The sequence below is a fragment of the Granulibacter bethesdensis genome (assembly GCF_001889525.1).
Classification (GTDB): Bacteria; Pseudomonadota; Alphaproteobacteria; order Acetobacterales; family Acetobacteraceae; genus Granulibacter; species Granulibacter bethesdensis_C.
In genome coordinates this window covers 1,032,750-1,048,924 of record NZ_CP018192.1, presented here as the reverse complement: position 1 = coordinate 1,048,924, position 16,175 = coordinate 1,032,750, and the positions used below count along the sequence as shown (strand labels likewise).

Sequence of the window (16,175 nt, the reverse complement as noted above, 5' to 3'; positions counted from 1 at the left end):
CTGATTATAATCGGCCGATAAGAACTTTTACGAATTCATGCCTGCAGAGGTTTTTCCATTGCGGAGGCGGTTCGCTCTCTTCAGGTAAGCATGCGCTCCAGGGTCTCCAGCCGGTCAGCCTCTGCCGCCGGTTTATCGGTCCGCAGGCGCGCTATTCTGGGGAAGCGCATGGCAATACCGCTTTTGTGGCGGGCCGACCTTTGCACCGCATCAAAAGCGATTTCCAGCACGAAAGATTTTTCAACCTCCCGCACCGGGCCGAACCGGGCAATGGTGTGATTGCGTACCCAGCGATCCAGCACGATCAGCTCCTGATCCGTAAAGCCGTGATAGGCCTTGCCGACAGGCACCAGTTCCTCATGCCCACTACCATCATCGCGCCATAAGCCGAACGTGTAATCGGAATAGAAACTGCTGCGCCTGCCATGGCCACGCTGGGCATACATGATCACCGCATCAACCGTCAGCGGATTGCGTTTCCACTTCCACCACAAGCCTTTGGGCCGTCCAGGCACATAGGGACTGTCACCACGCTTGAGCATCAGCCCTTCGATCGAAGCCGCACGCGCGCCCTCCCGCAAGGCAATGAGGGCCTCTGCATTCTCCACCGTGATCAGGCCGGACAGATCCATGCGGAGCGGGGCCGCAACGGCAAACCAGCGCTCGAGATGCTGCCTGCGCTCATCGAAGGACAGGCCCCGCAGATCACGCTCCTGTTCGTCGAACAGAATATCATAGAGCCTGACATGGGCCGGATGCTGCTTCAACGAAGCCGGGCCAGGAGATTTGCGGTTGAGTCGCTGCTGAAGATCAGCGAACGGAGCCACCTCCCCTTCCCGTGTAACCAGCAATTCCCCATCCAGCACGCCGTCGAAATTCATGGTCTCCAGCACATCCGGAAAGGAAGCGGAGATATCATCGCCCGTGCGGGAGAAAATGCGCTTTCCCCCCGGCACGGAGACGATCTGCACCCGGATGCCGTCCCATTTCCACTCCACCCGGTATTCAGAGAGGGAAAGAGTCTCCAGATCAGGCTGCTCCAGCGGATGCGCCAGCATGGGAGGACGGAACACAGGTGCGCCAGCAGGGTCCGGTCTGGGACCATGCCCCTCGATCCATGCAAACAGCGTCAGATAGGGGGGCGTCAGACCATGCCATACCTCCTCTATTTCATCCGGCTGGATCCTTCCCTGTGACAGCCCGGCCAACGCAACCTTGGCCAACCTTGCAGAAACACCGACCCGCAGATTGCCAGTCACCAGCTTGAGAATCGCGAACCGTACCGATTCATTCGACGAATCCAGCCATGCGGATATTATCCGTGGCAGATCGATTTTGGTGGTGCTCTGAAGGGTCGTCACGACCTCTGCCAATCCGGGAGGGGCAGCCGGAATAGTGTCAACAGAGACCGGCCAGATCAGGGACGTCGTTTCGGCCAGATCGCCGACGTAATCATACGACAGGGCAAATAATTCGGTATCGACACGCTGCCCTGCCAATGCGCGAATCAGGCCCGGCTTTGCCGTGGCAAAAGACAGATTTCCAGTCAGCGCCGCCAACCCGTATCCGCGATCGGGATCAGGTTCGGTTTCGAAAAAACGTTGCAGGAGAGCCAGCCTGGCATTGCGTGACGGCGTATAGATCAGACGCTCCAGCAGGGCTGCGAAAGCGATCATACGGACTCTCCGCCCGTTGTAATCGCCTCTGTCGTCTCCCCGTTTGTTATCCCGCCCCCCGCCACCGCGGTATCGTCATCTTCCTCACCATAGCCGATGAGACGCAGGGCGCGGCCCGTCACCCCCATCAACCCGGCGGCATGGATCAGGGCTTCTTCCCGCCCGTGGGTTACCCAGATTTCAGGGGCCTGCACATCGCGGATTGTGGCCAGCAAGGCGTCCCAGTCGGCATGATCGCTGATGACCAAGGGCAGTTCGACCCCTTTAGCGCGGGCACGTTGCCTGACCTGCATCCAGCCGCTGGCCAGAACGGGCACAGGATCATGCAAACGGCGCGACCAGCGATCAGCGAGCGCAGAGGGAGGCGCCAGCACAATCCCTCCACGCAGGGCCTCCTTCGGCACGGAGGTCACGGGGCGGAGATCGCCCAACCCCACACCAAGCGCCTCATAGGTCCGGCAGACATTCATCAACGCTCCATGAAGATAGATCGGCGCAACCCACCCCGCCTGCCGCAGCAGCATGATCAGACGCTGACATTTTCCCAACGCGTAGCAGCCGACCAGATGCGTTCGCTCCGGAAAAACCGCGAGACTGTCGAAAAGCTTGCCTATTTCCTGATCTGCCGGAGGGTGGCGGAAGACCGGCAGGGCAAACGTAGCCTCTGTTACAAACACATCGCAGGGAACCGGCTGAAAAATGGCACAACTCGGGTCGGGCGCACGCTTGTAGTCGCCGCTGATGACCACACGGCTGCCACGCCATTCCAGCATAATCTGTGCACTGCCCAATACATGGCCAGCCGGTTCCATGCGCAGCCCCACATCATTGATCGTGATCTTTTCCCCATAAGATAGTGGCTGCGGAGAGCGGGCCGCACGTTCCACCCCCATGCGGGTTTTCATGATGGCAAGTGTTTCCGGCGTGGCCAGCACCGCACCATGCCCAGGGCGAGCATGATCGGCATGGGCATGGGTAATGGCGGCACGCTCCACCGGCACCACCGGGTCGATGAACAGATCAGCCGGTTCACAGTAAAGCCCCTGCGGCAGCGGCCGAAGCCATGTCTCGGGATGGGGCGCGCTCAGATGCATGAGAAGATCAGGAACATGGACCGGTCCTGGCTGTGCGTGACGTCCGGCAAGACTGAAGGCAGGGCCATATGACGCAGAATGACCGGGAAAGTTCAGTGCCTGTAAGGCGTTCTATTTTAACCCCTTATCCTGCGACCATAAGAGCCCCATTCTTTCCGCCATGCTTCAGACCATGCTCCCCCCTCGTTTTGCCGCCTGGTTCGAACGGCGCGGCTGGACGTTGCGGCGGCATCAGGCCGCCATGCTGGATGCAGCCGAAGCCGATCGCAGCGCCCTGCTGATTGCCCCGACCGGTGGCGGAAAAACGCTGGCCGGTTTTCTGCCCAGCCTGATCACTCTGGCCAGACAGGCCGACCTGCCAAAGGGACATCCAGAGGGGCTGCACACCCTTTATGTCAGCCCGCTCAAGGCTCTGGCGACCGATATCGCCCGTAATCTGACCTCTCCGGTCCAGGAAATGGGTCTGCCAATCCGGATCGAGACGCGCACCGGCGACACCCCGTCGGGCCGCCGCGCCCGCCAGCGGGAGAGCCCGCCGCATATCCTCCTGACAACACCGGAAAGCCTGAGCCTGCTGCTGTCGCTGGAAGACGCCCCCACGTTTTTCCATGGCCTGCAAACAGTGATCATCGACGAAGTACATGCGCTGGCCGGCACTAAAAGAGGCGATCAGCTGGCCCTCTGCCTGGCCCGGCTGCGCCGTCTGGTTCCAGACCTGCGCGTGTCAGGTCTGTCCGCTACTGCCGCTCATCCTCAGGCACTGCGCGATTATATCGGCGGCGATGCAATCGTCATCGAGGAAGCGGGTGGTGCTCCCCCCCGGCTGGAGATGATGTTGCCATCCGGCCGGCTGCCATGGTCCGGGCATATGGGGCTGGCAGCAGCCCCCGCTATTCTGGAGCGGATCAAAGCGGCCGCCATGACGATCGTGTTCGTCAACACCCGCGCACAGGCCGAGCTTCTGTTTCAGGCATTGTGGCGGCTGAATGAGGAAACGCTCCCCATTGCCCTGCATCATGGCAGTCTGGAGCTGGAACAGCGCGAACGCGTCGAACAGGCCATGGCCTCCGGTCTGTTGCGGGCCGTGGTGGCGACATCCTCGCTCGATCTCGGCATCGACTGGGGCGGAGTGGATCAGGTTCTTCAGGTAGGCGCCCCCAAAGGCGTCTCCCGCCTGTTGCAGCGGGTCGGACGCGCCAGCCACCGCATGGATGAAGCCAGCAATGCCATTCTGGTGCCTGCCAACAGGTTCGAGGTACTGGAATGCGAGGCCGCCATCATGGGGGTCTCCGCACGGGAACTGGATGGAGACCCGCCCGGCCCCGGCGGGCTGGATGTGCTGGCACAGCATCTGCTCGGGATGGCATGTTCCGCCCCGTTTCACCCGGATACGATGTTCGAGGAAGTACGGCAGGCCGCGCCCTATCGCATGCTCGACCGCAAGGATTTCGACGATACGCTCGGATTCGTTGAAAATGGTGGGTACACGCTGTCCCATTATGAACAGTGGCACAGGCTGTTTCGGGACAGCGAAGGCCTTCTGCATGTGCGCTCCGACCGTGTGGCACGGCAATGGCGGATGAATATCGGCACCATCGTGCAATCACCGATGATCAAGGTGCGCCTGCGCGGAAACCGGGGCAAACGTGCGGAAGGGCGCGGTACCACACTCGGCGAGGTCGAGGAGTATTTCGCCAGCCAGCTTCGTCCCGGTGATACATTCATGTTCGGTGGTCGGCTGCTGCGCTTCGTTCAGCTGCATGACACCGTGCTGGAGGCCGAGGAAGGTGGCGATGGCGATCCGATGGTCCCGGCCTATGCCGGGGCGAGATTGCCGCTGACGACCAGCCTCGCCAATCGGGTCCGCGGAATGTTGCAGGATCGACAGGGATGGCAACACCTGCCTGATCCGGTCAGGGAATGGCTGGAGATGCAAGGCATCCGCTCCCGCCTGCCCGGCCGTGACGACCTGCTGATCGAGACATTTCCGCGGGGTGATCGATGGTACATGGTGGCGTACTGCTTCGAAGGACGAAACGCCCACCAGACGCTCGGCATGCTGGTGACGAAGCGGATGGAGCGGCTCGGTATGATCCCGCTCGGCTTCGTCGCCACCGATTACGTGATGGCGACATGGAGCGCACGGCAGCCCACCGGTCTCGACCGGCTGTTCGAGGAAGACATACTGGGGGATGATCTGGAAGCATGGATGGCGGAAAGCTCCATGCTCCGGCGTATTTTCCGTCATGTCGCCGTGGTGTCCGGGCTGATCGAACGACAACAGCCGGGGCTGAAGCGCAGCCGACGTCAGGTCACCATCAATACAGATCTGATCTATGATGTGCTGCGCCGCCACCAGCCTGATCATATCCTGCTGCGGGCAACCCGGGCCGATGCCGCATCGGGACTGACCGATATTGGCCGTCTGGGACTGCTGCTGCGCCGGGCACGGGGCCACATCCGGCATATGGCGCTGTCCCGCGTTTCTCCGCTTGCGGTGCCGGTTCTGCTGGAAATCGGTCGCGAAAGCGTTCTCTCCGCCGGCTCGGAGGAAATGCTGCTGGCGGAGGCTGAAGCGCTGGTCGAGGAAGCCATGATGGACGATGAGACGGCCCTCAACAGAAGGATTTCTCCTCCCCGATATTCCAGCAGGTCATTGTCTGATGGACAAATCATGCAGGATGATCTGTTTGCCGTCCCTCCTCCGGATATTCGGTCCCGTCGCTGACCATGCAGTCTCCTCCAGCCCGCTCCATCCCCGCTTCCATCTCCGCCGGTGGGGAAACATTGCTGCTGGATCCGTCAGGCGCGGTATGGTGGCCTGCCGAGCGGATACTCATGGTGGCCGATCTGCATCTTGAAAAAGGCTCTGCTGCCGCCATCCGTGGATCGCTGCTGCCGCCATGGGACAGTGCTGCCACACTGGATGCGCTCGAAAACCTGATTCTGCATTATCGGCCGGCGCAGGTCATTGCGCTGGGGGACAGTTTTCACGACCGCTACAGTCTGGAACGCATGCAGCCGCAGGATGCAGCGCGCCTGCATTTGATCAGCCGATCCACGACCTTCCGTTGGGTGCTGGGTAATCATGATCCGGTGGCCAGCAAGGGACTAAGTGGCACCTTTCATACCGAGCATGGCCTGAAACGGTTCATTTTCAGGCACGAAGCCGCACCAGTGCCGGACGGAACCCTGGAATTCTGCGGCCATCACCACCCGAAAGCGAGCGTGCCGGTGAGAGGTACATGGCTGACCCGTCCCTGTTTCGTGTTGTCGGCGGAGAGACTGATGTTACCTGCTTTCGGCACCTATACTGGCGGGTTGGACATATCCTCCCCGGTGATCGCGCAGCTGTTTCCACAAGGGGGACGGATTTTTCTGCGCGGCCATGGGCGGTTGTTCAGTTTTTCAATGCCTTCCGCCCCCACGCAGTCTGCAAACAGCCGTCCCATGCGAAACAGCTGAGATCAACGCGCGATCGATACGAAATGGCTGCACAACCGCTGGCCGGGATGGTGTTTCTGTTAATGGATCGTCATACTGTCAGATCGCTGGCGACGATGCAGGATGGGTATGGGAGAGAAATTTATTACCGTGACGGACACACCAGCCCTGGACTCCGTCAGTGCTTTTCCGCGGCATCCCCCAGCCGGCGTTCCGATCCGCGTCATCGGCGATGTGCATGGCGATGCACGCGCGTTTACCCATGCCGTCACCACGGACCGCTTCATTATCCAGTTGGGTGACCTGACGGATGGCGGACCTGAAAACGGCGAAGTTCTGCGGATCATGCTCGACCTGCTTCATCGGGGGCGCGGCCTGTTCCTGCTCGGTAACCACGATCTGAGGCTGGCAAGGCGGCTGGCCGGACGATCCGTCCGGCCTGATCCGACGCTTGAAGAAACCTGTGCACAGATCGATACCCTCCATATCCCGCAGATCATTCATGCGATTGCCCATGCGCCAGCCTGGATTGTAAGCGGGAACCGCATCTTTCTGCATGGCGGTTTTCATACCGACATGCTGCATACCGCCCCTCCTTTCCCGGTTCCCATTCAGGATGGACGCGTACATGGCGTGCTGGCCCGTGCGCTGTATGGGGAACCAACCGGTCAGCTTCAGCCTGATGGTTATCCGGAGCGCAGTCTGCGCTGGGTTGACCGTATTCCGAAAAATCTCATCGTTTACTGCGGGCATGACAATCGCAGCCCGGATGGCCGGCCTCTGACGATGTATGGGCAACGTGGTGGAACAGCGATTTTTCTGGATACGGGGGCCGGGAAAGGCGGCCATCTGTCCTGGATAGACCTCGACTCCTGATTGTTTCTCCGGTCGTTTCCAGGAGTGTATTTTATGGTAAAAAGAGCAAAAATTCCTTTTTACCATACGGCGGAACAGGCCATGCTCCGCCATGAAGGCCATATCCAACCTGCGCCAGATGGCGCTGCGACGAAACGGGATCAATCCGCAAGCCGATGCGCCAGCTCCTCCTCCTCCGTCACGCCAAATCGGCATGGGACGACCCCAAACTTCCGGACCATGCCCGTCCCCTGAATGATCGCGGTCAGCGTGCCGCTGCAGCCATGCACAAAGCTATCAACGCGCTTGATCTGCGGCCGGATCTCATTCTGGTTTCCTCCGCCCGTCGCACCATACAGACTCTGGAGGCGCTGGAGCCATGGTCGCATACTCCCCGTATAGAACGGATGGATGCGCTCTATCTCGCCTCATCCGAGCAGATGATCCAGGTTCTGAACAGCGTGCCGGAAACGATCGGCTGCGTCATGTTGATCGGCCATAATCCCGGCATGCATGATCTGGCGCTGACGCTTGGAAATCCGGCACGGGACGAGCGCACTGCACGCGTGCATCTGAACGAGGGCTATCCGACATGCGCGCTGGCACAATTCGCACTGGACCAGCCCTGGTGGGGACTGTTGCCCGGTACGGCGCGGCTGACACGCTTCCTTACCCCCTCTGAACTGCCTGATATGGGCCAACATGACTGACACATCTGCATTGCCTCCAGTCGTGATCAATACCGTGGCTGAGACAGCTGCTGCTGAAACGCTGGACCTTGCGCCGGAAATAGAACCAGGCCATGCCCCGGTGACGATAACAATGGCCTTTGATCCGGCCCTGGCAGAACGACTGCCACGCCTTACCCCGCTGTCACGCCAGCGCAAAGGCCGGATGAAAACGCGTTCCTTCCGGCGGATTTATCACGACACACCGGATGCGGCCTTTTTTGCCGATCATCGGGCTCTGGTTGTCGATGGGGGAATGTGGCGCGTGGAAAGTCTTGCCACCCCCCCTTCTCTGCCCGGTTCGCAACTGGATGAGCAGACTCTGATCGCCCCGATCGAAACCTTGCTTGCGTCGTACGGTATCGAGGGCGGTGTCATGCCGATCGCCTCCGTGGAAGGACGCCAGCGAAGTATCGTACTGAGCGATCAGACACGGATGGACAGTGAAGAACTGACCGTCTTCATTGAAGATGGCACAATCCGTAATCTGACCGACACGCTTCCGTTTGGCCGCATCCATATCCAGGGCGATGCAAGGGCCATCGCTGCATTGGCATCCGAGCTTCAGGAGAATGAGGAAGCCCGGCTTCGGATTCCGGAAACACCGCTTTCCATGCTAGCCGTTTCCCACGGGCGTGGACTGCCGGCCCGCCCCGCCGCCGGCCTTGGCGCACCGGAGATTGATCCCGGCATCAGCACCGAAGATGCCGCACGGCATATTATCGGGCATCTGACGTTGGCATTGCTTTACTGGGCGCCACGTATCCGCCTGCTGAAACCAGGCGAAATCGACAAAGCCGCGCTGGAGCCTGTGCACCAGATCCGTGTGACGCTGCGCCGCCTGCGTTCAGCCATATCGATTTTCTCCGCCGTACTGGCCTGTCCAGAGCTGGATAACGTCAAGGCGCATCTGAAAACAATCGGTACTCTGCTGGGGCCAGCACGCGACTGGGATGTATTTATCAGCCAGACTGGCCAGACCCTGTTGGACACCTTCCCTGATCATGCCGCGCTGAAACGCCTGATGGAGCGGGCCTCCAAACAGAGAGAACAGCATTACCACACCTTGCTGGCCAGTCTGCAAACCCCCGGTTTCGACAGGCTGGGGCTATCCCTCGCCCTGCTATGCCAGGTGCGGCCATGGCGACAGGCACTTCATACGCTCCATGACGAAGTGCAGCATCATTGTGAAGAATGCCTGAACCAGCCAATCGAAATCTTCGCCGCAGGGGTACTGAAAAAACGCCTGAAAAAACTGCCCGCCAACGCCCCGATCGCTGAGCTGCCTGCCGCAGCCCTGCATGAATTACGCCTGCATGCAAAACGTTTGCGCTATGCTTGCGAATTCTTTGCTGCCTGCTTCCCCCAGAAACAGGGACGCAGGATGATCCGCCGGCTGTCAGAACTTCAGGAAGAACTCGGCATCCTCAATGACGGAGCCGTGGCGGCAGGGCTGATGCAGGAAATTGACGGGAAGGACGGCGTGCAGGGCGCGCAGGCCCGCGGCATCGTGCTGGGCTTCTCCGCCGCCCATGGGGCCAGCGCCAGACAGAAGATTATCGCCGCCTGGAAACATTTCCATGCTGCAAAGCCGTTCTGGAACTGACTGACTTCATTCCGCGTCAACCAGACCTTGAACTTGGCAACGGCACCAGGATAGGCGTTAATACGCCGCCCTTTCGGGAGAATGGCCATTCCCTATCATGCGGCACCTCTCTGCGCATTCGGATATCGTAGGTCCGACCGATGTACCTGAAACACAAACGACGCATTTTCACCTCCTCAATTGCCCATAAACGCCGACCGTGGCGGCGATGGGTTATGCTCGGCAGCATGCTGTCACTGGGCGGGATCGGGTGTATTGCGGTATTTACGCCATCCCTCCCGTCGGTTTCCCTTCTCTCGCTTCAGAATGTGCTCGACCAGATCAGAGGCAGCAGAATGGGGACAGAAACCCAGCGTGATATATCTTTGACCGCTTCGCCCGCACAGGTAGCCGTCGTCGATGGAGAGACATTGCGGGTTGCCGATACAGTTATACGGCTGGCAGGGGTTTCCGCTCCCAATCGCGGGCAGCAATGCAGAACGCCTGATGGAAGCCGTTTCGACTGCGGTGCAGCCTCTGCCGAGGCCCTGGCGGAAATCATCAAGAATCGTCCAGTCGAATGTGAAATATTAGGGCACGATACCAACCACCATTCTCTGGCCATCTGTGAAACCCAGACAGAAGGCCGGAGAACAAATCAGGGGACCGTCATTAATCGTGCTGTGGTTCAGGCCGGATGGGCCAGAGCAGAAACACATGCGGAAGCACGTGCAGAAACGCTCTCTGCCCCCCTGAAAACATTGGGCCTGACCTCTGATGAGGAGCAGGCACGGGCAGCCCATCGCGGATTGTGGCGCACGTATAGGCCGCAGTTTTAAACTTTCGCTGAAGATTGCCCGGCAGGGCTTGCCGTTTTTTTTCGCAAGTGCGAAGATTGCTCCAATAACGTCTCCTATGGAATGATCTTGCTTCTAATGGCACTATTCATCCCATTCGTTACACAGAATCTGAGTCAGGCGGTTTCCAGCCGCTTCTGCCATGAGGTGTTTGAATGAGCGGCTCCCCTACGCGCAGCGTCACCGTCCAGCTGAACGGCACGGATAAGTCGGCAACCTACCCGTTGCTCGACGGCACGCTTGGCCCTTCTGTCTTCGATATCAGGAAGATGCAGGGCGATCTGGGTGTCTTCACCTATGATCCAGGCTATGGCGGAACGGCCGCCTGCGAAAGCAAGATCACATTCATCGACGGTGATGAAGGCGTTCTTCTGCACCGAGGCTACCCGATTGATCAGTTGGCCGAGAAGTCCACCTTTCTCGAAGTGGCCTATCTGCTGCTGAACGGCGAACTGCCGAAGCCTGAGGCTCTGACGGAATTCAGCACCGAAGTCATGCGCCGCACCATGCTGCATGAACAACTGCGCAGCGTGTTCCAGGGCTTCCGCCGCGATGCGCATCCGATGGCCATGCTCTGTGGCGTCGTCGGTGCTCTCAGCGCGTTTTATCACGACAGCCTGGACATCACGAATCCCGAACAGCGCAATATCTGCGCCCTGCGCCTGATTGCCAAAGTGCCGACCATTGCGGCATGGGCTTATAAATACTCGATCGGCCATCCTTTCGTGTATCCGCGTTACGACATGGGCTATGCGGAAAACTTCCTCTACATGATCAACGGGCGCCCGTCCGAGGATTATAAGGGAAATAAGGTTCTGGAACGGGCCATGGACCGTATCCTGATCCTGCATGCCGATCATGAGCAGAACGCTTCGACCTCCACAGTGCGTCTGGCTGGCTCTACTGGCGCCAATCCGTTTGCCTGTATCGCCGCCGGTATTGCCAGCCTGTGGGGTCCGGCCCATGGTGGCGCCAACGAAGCGGTGCTGAAGATGCTGGCCGAAATCGGTCATGTCTCCAACATTCCGGCCTTCATCGAAAAGGTGAAGGACAAGAACAGTAATGTCCGCCTGATGGGCTTCGGCCATCGCGTCTACAAGAATTACGATCCGCGCGCGAAGATCATGCAGCAGACCTGTCACGAGGTGTTGACTGAACTCGGCATCAAGGACGATCCGATGCTGGATATGGCGGTCGAGCTGGAGCGGATCGCGTTGAGCGATGAATATTTCATCAGTAAGAAGCTGTATCCGAATGTCGACTTCTATTCAGGGATCATTCTGAAGGCGATGGGCTTCCCAACCAGCATGTTCACCGTGCTGTTCGCTGTGGCTCGCACCGTCGGCTGGATCAGCCAGTGGCAGGAACTGATTGAGGATCCGGCCCAGCGTATCGGGCGTCCCCGGCAGATCTACACCGGCTATGGGCCGCGCGATTACGTGTCGGCCGATCGACGCTGATCAGGGTGGCGGCCTTGGATTGGATGGCCGCCGGTCTTTTCATGAGGATGCAAGCAAAAGCGCCGGGCAACCGGCGCTTTTCATCTTTCTGATGCCATCTTTGTGACAAAGTGAATTATTTCGTCCAAAAACCATGTCCCTATACTGACCTGAACCGCCCGACAAAGTATGTCAGGAGGGGACAGGGCTGTATTGGCACTTCAGTTTTTTGACCGTAAGGAATTCACTATGCGCGTTGTCTGGACAGCCGGTGCTTTTCTGATCGTGACCACGCTGGCCGCTTGCAGTTCGAGCAGTGGCGGGGGATCCCCGCCCCGTAATGAACGCATCATCATTATTCCGGCGGGGCAGAGTGCAGTATGCTCTGATGGTCGTCTGCCGCCCTGCTGATGATCACTGCCGGGAGCTGATCGGATGGGCACTGGATCGCCGCTTGATTCAGGCGCCTGATCAGTTGCCCGCTCAATACGACGCCGGCCGGTTCCAACGGCACTCCCGCCCTGTGCAGCAGGTCCGCCGACCAGCGATTGCATGTATGGAGCATCGAATACCGGTCACGGGCCACATAAAATGCACCGCGTTTCCCGTCCTCGAAGCCGACCAGCCTCGGCTGACCTTGCGGATCGTCAGCCAGATCGTTCGCCACCCATGAGACCGCAGCTTGTATATCCTGACGGGGTAGCCGTAACCGGCTGACATGCTCCTGACCGTAAGCAAGCTCCGGTGAGACAGTCAAACCGACTGCCTCGATCACCGCCGGGCCCGGCACTGGTCCCATAATATATTCGGATATGGTCTGCGGCCGGGCCGTCATGAAAGTTCGCTTGCCATATCCGAACACCACTGCCCTTGCATGGGGGAAGATGGTTTTGAAAGCGGCAAGGCCACCCGTCAGGTCAACAGAATCGAAACCGATCGCAGTGTGCCAGCCATTATCGATAACATAGAGAAAGCCGGTATCGACCGTCATACGACATGTCAGGTCACGCTCGGGAGTCAGCCGGGAACCACAGGCGACCAGCAGCGGAACACAGAACAGAGCGGTATAAAGAGGCCGATACCACCGATCCCTTAATCGCACTCGCAACCCGGCGTGGGGCCATTGGCACTGCGCACGATGTGATGATCGATCCACTCTGCCACCAGACGCCGCGCTTCACTGAGCGGAGCCTCCGGATGATGAATGCGATAGAGCGTTGTGCAGGCCTGAAATGCTACCATGTCAGCACTGCCGCATGCACGCAGTTCACGATAGGCGGTAATGACCGCGCGTTCACACCGGCGTGTGATGTTGCTGACGTCGTTGTTCAAGGCCACATTTCCCGAAGTCGTTGCGAGTCATTCGCAATGAGGTTCATTCTATCCTGCTACCCTCCCCGGCGCAAGCAAACAGCGCGGGTTTTTCCCGTGCTCTCCTGAATTCGCCAGGCGTTTCGACCAGACATGGCGGTATGAGCATGGACGGAGCAATCATCAGACGCTAACAGCATGCAGCATCACATGATAACGGCAAGGACGAGAACACATGACCGCGTCGCATCTGACCAGTGAATGGGATCGTGACGCTGCCCTGACCACTGCGCGTCTGCTGCTTGAGATCAAGGCCGTCAATTTCCGCCCGGATGAACCTTATACGCTGACATCCGGCTGGAAATCCCCCGTCTATATCGACTGTCGCCGGATTATCTATTTCCCCCGGGCGCGGCAGAAAATCACCCAGCTCGCCATTGAAAAGCTCAGCCGCCATATCGGCTATGAGACCATTCAGGCCGTAGCAGGTGGCGAGACGGCGGGTATTCCTTTTGCCGCCTGGATCGCGGATGGCATGAACCTGCCGATGGCCTATGTCCGCAAGAAGCCGAAAGGCTTTGGCCGTAACGCTCTGATCGAGGGCGATACTCCGGAAGGGCTGAACACTCTGCTGGTCGAGGATCTGACCACCGATGGCGGTTCCAAGATCCAGTTCGCCCGCGCGCTGCGTGATGCCGGAGCGCTGTGCAACCATGCATTCGTGGTGTTTTTCTACGGTGTCTTCCCCGGCAGTTTTGAAACCCTGTCGGCCATGGATCTGACGCTGCATCACCTCTGCACTTGGTGGGATGTGCTGGAAGCCTGCAAGGATAGAAGCTATTTCAGCAGCGATGTACTGGCTGGCGTGCGGCGCTTTCTAGACGATCCGATGGGCTGGTCCGCCGCCCATGGCGGTGTTGCCAGCGCCGAGGAAGCCGCTGCCCGCAAAGCTGCCTCCGTCCAAAAGGGTTAAATTCTCAAGGCCTGAATCCGAAACGGCATCAGGCATGGCTGATTATGCAACCTGCCTGATGCCGCAAACGTCTTCTTGAGCACGGCATCGTGGCAGGACAGAATCGTATCGAGACACCATCCTGCCCTTGCAAAAGGGGATCGGTATGCGACTCGATGATCAGCGTGAAAGTAACAATATTCAGGATGATCGAGGTGATGGCCGCGCCTCTATTCCAGGCGGGATCAAGGTTGGTGGTCTCGGTACTATCGCCATTCTGCTGATTGGCCTTTATTTCGGGATTGATCCTCGTCTTCTGCTCAGCCTGACGGGAAATGGTGGCCCGGTTTCATCGCCCGTTCCCTCCCCCCTTTCCCCGGCGCAGCAAACACAGAGCGATCCATCCGGATCGGATCCACAGCGTCGGTTTGTCAGTCGCATACTGGCCTCAACAGAGGATGTGTGGAGCACCGTTTTCAAGGCACACGGAAAAACCTATCAGCCACCGATTCTGGTGCTGTTTGATGGTGCAACACGCTCGGCCTGCGGCACGGCACAGTCGGCCATGGGACCATTTTATTGCCCGGTTGACCAAAAAGTTTACCTCGACACATCCTTCTTCCGTGAATTGCAGGAGCGGCTAGGCGCAGGGGGAGATTTCGCCCGTGCCTACGTCATCGCACACGAGGTCGGGCATCATGTGCAAAACCAGCTCGGCATTCTGGGCAAAATCACCCGCCAGCGAGAAGAAGCCGATCAAGGCACGGCCAATGCGCTGTCTGTGCGGCTGGAATTACAGGCTGACTGCTTCGCCGGGGTCTGGGCAAAGCAGGCCAACGATGCTCGGGCGATCCTGGAAAAAGGCGATATCGAACAGGGCCTGAACGCCGCCGACGCGATCGGCGATGACCGGCTGCAAAAGCGTGCACGCGGCTATGTCGTGCCGGATTCTTTCACGCATGGAAGCTCGGCCCAGCGGGTAGCCTGGTTTCGCAAAGGGCTACAAACAGGCGAGGTGGAAGCCTGCAACACCTTCACCAGTCCAGCTCCCTGAAACCGTCGGAGTTTTACCGCGCACGCCAGACCGTGTAATCGGCCACCGCGCATAGGCTGCGACGGAGCGGGGTATCAGGGAAAATATCCAGTGCCCGCTTGGCTTTCTCCGCCATTATCCTGGCCCGTTCGAGGGTAAGGCCAATAGTGTCATGTCTGGCGATAAGGCGCAAAGCCTCCTCAAGATCATCCTCGGTCTGATCGCTCTCGCCAATAGTGCGCTGCCAGAAACGCTTTTCCTCCGCATCACCCGCATGGAAAGCAGCGAGTACTGGCAGTGTGATCTTGCCCTCACGGAAATCGTCACCAACGGTCTTGCCCAGTTTACGCTGATCCGCCGCATAATCGAGCGCATCGTCCGTCAACTGGAACGCAATTCCCAGGCTCATACCGTAATCATACAGCGCATGCTCCTCTTCGGTCGGCCGCCCGGCGACCACGGCTCCGACCTGGCAGGCTGCGGCGAAAAGGGAAGCCGTCTTGCCCTCGATCACTTCCAGATAGCGTGATTCCGGCGTCTCCAGATCATTCTGCGTGGCGAGCTGGAGGACTTCGCCCTCGGCAATGGTTGCAGCAGCCTTGGAAAGGATCGCCAGAACCTGAAGCGACCCGTCCTCCACCATCAGCTGAAACGCCCGCGCGAAGAGGAAATCGCCTACCAGCACGGAGGCATTATTGCCGAAAACCGCATTGGCGCTGGCCATACCGCGCCGCATGCGGCTTTCATCGACAACATCATCATGCAGAAGCGTCGCGGTATGGATGAACTCCACGCAGGCTGCCAGATGGACATGCCGCGGCACCCCACCAGCCAAGGCGGTATCAAATCCACAAAGTCTGGCACTGGCCAGCGTCAACAGAGGCCGAAGACGTTTTCCCCCTGCTGCTACGATATGGGCCGCCAGTTGCGGGATCAGCGGCACCTGGCTGTCCATACGATCAATAATAGCCTGATTGCACAGGGTCAGGTCGTCCTGCACCAGTGCGATCAGGCCCGACAAGGCACCTTCTACCCCTTCTGCATCAGGCGGTGGCAGGATCATATCTGTATCCGGTGAACTGGCGACGACGCCCAAAGCTGTCTCCTGGACTTGATAAAGCGGTAATCTGATCAGCAACAGCCTGATAACCCCAAAGATTACCTCAGCTTAGCATCTCGCCGGCATCGCTCACGAACTCTG

Annotated in this window: 14 protein-coding genes; 9 read left to right on the top strand and 5 right to left on the bottom strand. The window is 59.1% G+C overall.

Going from position 1 to position 16,175, the window contains the following annotated elements:
• Positions 1–80 precede the first annotated feature (80 nt).
• Both GbCGDNIH6_RS04680 and GbCGDNIH6_RS04675 read right to left on the bottom strand, forming a co-directional pair.
• On the bottom strand, positions 81–1,676 hold the full coding sequence (locus GbCGDNIH6_RS04680) for a cisplatin damage response ATP-dependent DNA ligase (RefSeq protein ID WP_072563021.1): 1,596 nt from the start codon (positions 1,674–1,676) through the stop codon (positions 81–83).
• Positions 1,673–2,770 (bottom strand): ligase-associated DNA damage response exonuclease, encoded by a 1,098-nt coding sequence (locus tag GbCGDNIH6_RS04675; RefSeq protein WP_072563020.1) that lies wholly within the window; start codon positions 2,768–2,770, stop codon positions 1,673–1,675. Before GbCGDNIH6_RS04675 ends, GbCGDNIH6_RS04680 begins: the two co-directional genes overlap by 4 nt.
• A gap of 172 nt (positions 2,771–2,942) precedes the next feature.
• Here GbCGDNIH6_RS04675 and GbCGDNIH6_RS04670 point away from each other — a divergent pair, with 172 nt between their 5' ends.
• From GbCGDNIH6_RS04670 to GbCGDNIH6_RS04640, 7 genes are all read left to right on the top strand, one after another.
• Entirely contained in the window at positions 2,943–5,498 is a 2,556-nt protein-coding gene (locus GbCGDNIH6_RS04670) for a ligase-associated DNA damage response DEXH box helicase (protein WP_232449978.1), read from the top strand.
• A gap of 2 nt (positions 5,499–5,500) precedes the next feature.
• The gene (gene pdeM / locus GbCGDNIH6_RS04665; protein ID WP_081369969.1) at positions 5,501–6,235 is read left to right on the top strand and encodes a ligase-associated DNA damage response endonuclease PdeM; all 735 of its coding nucleotides are present in this window, start codon (positions 5,501–5,503) and stop codon (positions 6,233–6,235) included.
• A 102-nt stretch (positions 6,236–6,337) separates the two neighbouring features.
• Positions 6,338–7,090, top strand: coding sequence for a metallophosphoesterase (locus GbCGDNIH6_RS04660; protein ID WP_232449976.1), 753 nt, complete (start codon positions 6,338–6,340; stop codon positions 7,088–7,090).
• Between the two features lie 155 nt (positions 7,091–7,245).
• Complete coding sequence (locus tag GbCGDNIH6_RS04655) at positions 7,246–7,779, top strand: SixA phosphatase family protein (protein WP_072563018.1); 534 nt, start codon at positions 7,246–7,248, stop codon at positions 7,777–7,779.
• On the top strand, positions 7,772–9,403 hold the full coding sequence (locus GbCGDNIH6_RS04650; RefSeq protein ID WP_072563017.1) for a CHAD domain-containing protein: 1,632 nt from the start codon (positions 7,772–7,774) through the stop codon (positions 9,401–9,403). Before GbCGDNIH6_RS04655 ends, GbCGDNIH6_RS04650 begins: the two co-directional genes overlap by 8 nt.
• Positions 9,404–9,618: 215 nt before the next feature.
• The gene (locus GbCGDNIH6_RS04645) at positions 9,619–10,221 is read left to right on the top strand and encodes a thermonuclease family protein (protein WP_072563016.1); all 603 of its coding nucleotides are present in this window, start codon (positions 9,619–9,621) and stop codon (positions 10,219–10,221) included.
• A 173-nt stretch (positions 10,222–10,394) separates the two neighbouring features.
• The gene (locus tag GbCGDNIH6_RS04640; RefSeq protein ID WP_072563015.1) at positions 10,395–11,699 is read left to right on the top strand and encodes a citrate synthase; all 1,305 of its coding nucleotides are present in this window, start codon (positions 10,395–10,397) and stop codon (positions 11,697–11,699) included.
• Between the two features lie 334 nt (positions 11,700–12,033).
• Here the strand turns inward: GbCGDNIH6_RS04640 and GbCGDNIH6_RS04635 are convergent, their stop codons facing one another.
• Positions 12,034–12,669: a DUF2459 domain-containing protein gene (locus GbCGDNIH6_RS04635; protein ID WP_072563014.1), complete on the bottom strand. Its 636-nt coding sequence runs from the start codon at positions 12,667–12,669 to the stop codon at positions 12,034–12,036.
• Between the two features lie 101 nt (positions 12,670–12,770).
• The gene (locus GbCGDNIH6_RS04630) at positions 12,771–13,010 is read right to left on the bottom strand and encodes a hypothetical protein (RefSeq protein WP_025286396.1); all 240 of its coding nucleotides are present in this window, start codon (positions 13,008–13,010) and stop codon (positions 12,771–12,773) included.
• Positions 13,011–13,224: 214 nt separating this feature from the next.
• Here GbCGDNIH6_RS04630 and GbCGDNIH6_RS04625 point away from each other — a divergent pair, with 214 nt between their 5' ends.
• Entirely contained in the window at positions 13,225–13,962 is a 738-nt protein-coding gene (locus GbCGDNIH6_RS04625; protein ID WP_072563013.1) for an orotate phosphoribosyltransferase, read from the top strand.
• 145 nt (positions 13,963–14,107) lie between these two features.
• Positions 14,108–14,995 (top strand): KPN_02809 family neutral zinc metallopeptidase, encoded by an 888-nt coding sequence (gene ypfJ, locus GbCGDNIH6_RS04620; protein WP_072564352.1) that lies wholly within the window; start codon positions 14,108–14,110, stop codon positions 14,993–14,995.
• Between the two features lie 13 nt (positions 14,996–15,008).
• Here ypfJ and GbCGDNIH6_RS04615 read toward each other — a convergent pair whose 3' ends face one another.
• Positions 15,009–16,037, bottom strand: a complete 1,029-nt coding sequence (locus GbCGDNIH6_RS04615; RefSeq protein ID WP_072564351.1) for a polyprenyl synthetase family protein — start codon at positions 16,035–16,037, stop codon at positions 15,009–15,011.
• Positions 16,038–16,175 lie beyond the last annotated feature (138 nt).

What these genes read in the sequence shown, in the direction of transcription:
- GbCGDNIH6_RS04680 (WP_072563021.1), bottom strand. Translation starts at nt 1,676, where the DNA reads ATGATCGCTTTCGCAGCCCTGCTGGAGCGTCTGATCTATACGCCGTCA.
- GbCGDNIH6_RS04675 (WP_072563020.1), bottom strand. Translation starts at nt 2,770, where the DNA reads ATGCATCTGAGCGCGCCCCATCCCGAGACATGGCTTCGGCCGCTGCCG.
- GbCGDNIH6_RS04670 (WP_232449978.1), top strand. Translation starts at nt 2,943, where the DNA reads ATGCTCCCCCCTCGTTTTGCCGCCTGGTTCGAACGGCGCGGCTGGACG.
- pdeM (WP_081369969.1), top strand. Translation starts at nt 5,501, where the DNA reads ATGCAGTCTCCTCCAGCCCGCTCCATCCCCGCTTCCATCTCCGCCGGT.
- GbCGDNIH6_RS04660 (WP_232449976.1), top strand. Translation starts at nt 6,338, where the DNA reads ATGGGTATGGGAGAGAAATTTATTACCGTGACGGACACACCAGCCCTG.
- GbCGDNIH6_RS04655 (WP_072563018.1), top strand. Translation starts at nt 7,246, where the DNA reads ATGCGCCAGCTCCTCCTCCTCCGTCACGCCAAATCGGCATGGGACGAC.
- GbCGDNIH6_RS04650 (WP_072563017.1), top strand. Translation starts at nt 7,772, where the DNA reads ATGACTGACACATCTGCATTGCCTCCAGTCGTGATCAATACCGTGGCT.
- GbCGDNIH6_RS04645 (WP_072563016.1), top strand. Translation starts at nt 9,619, where the DNA reads ATGCTCGGCAGCATGCTGTCACTGGGCGGGATCGGGTGTATTGCGGTA.
- GbCGDNIH6_RS04640 (WP_072563015.1), top strand. Translation starts at nt 10,395, where the DNA reads ATGAGCGGCTCCCCTACGCGCAGCGTCACCGTCCAGCTGAACGGCACG.
- GbCGDNIH6_RS04635 (WP_072563014.1), bottom strand. Translation starts at nt 12,669, where the DNA reads ATGACGGTCGATACCGGCTTTCTCTATGTTATCGATAATGGCTGGCAC.
- GbCGDNIH6_RS04625 (WP_072563013.1), top strand. Translation starts at nt 13,225, where the DNA reads ATGACCGCGTCGCATCTGACCAGTGAATGGGATCGTGACGCTGCCCTG.
- ypfJ (WP_072564352.1), top strand. Translation starts at nt 14,108, where the DNA reads ATGCGACTCGATGATCAGCGTGAAAGTAACAATATTCAGGATGATCGA.
- GbCGDNIH6_RS04615 (WP_072564351.1), bottom strand. Translation starts at nt 16,037, where the DNA reads ATGATCCTGCCACCGCCTGATGCAGAAGGGGTAGAAGGTGCCTTGTCG.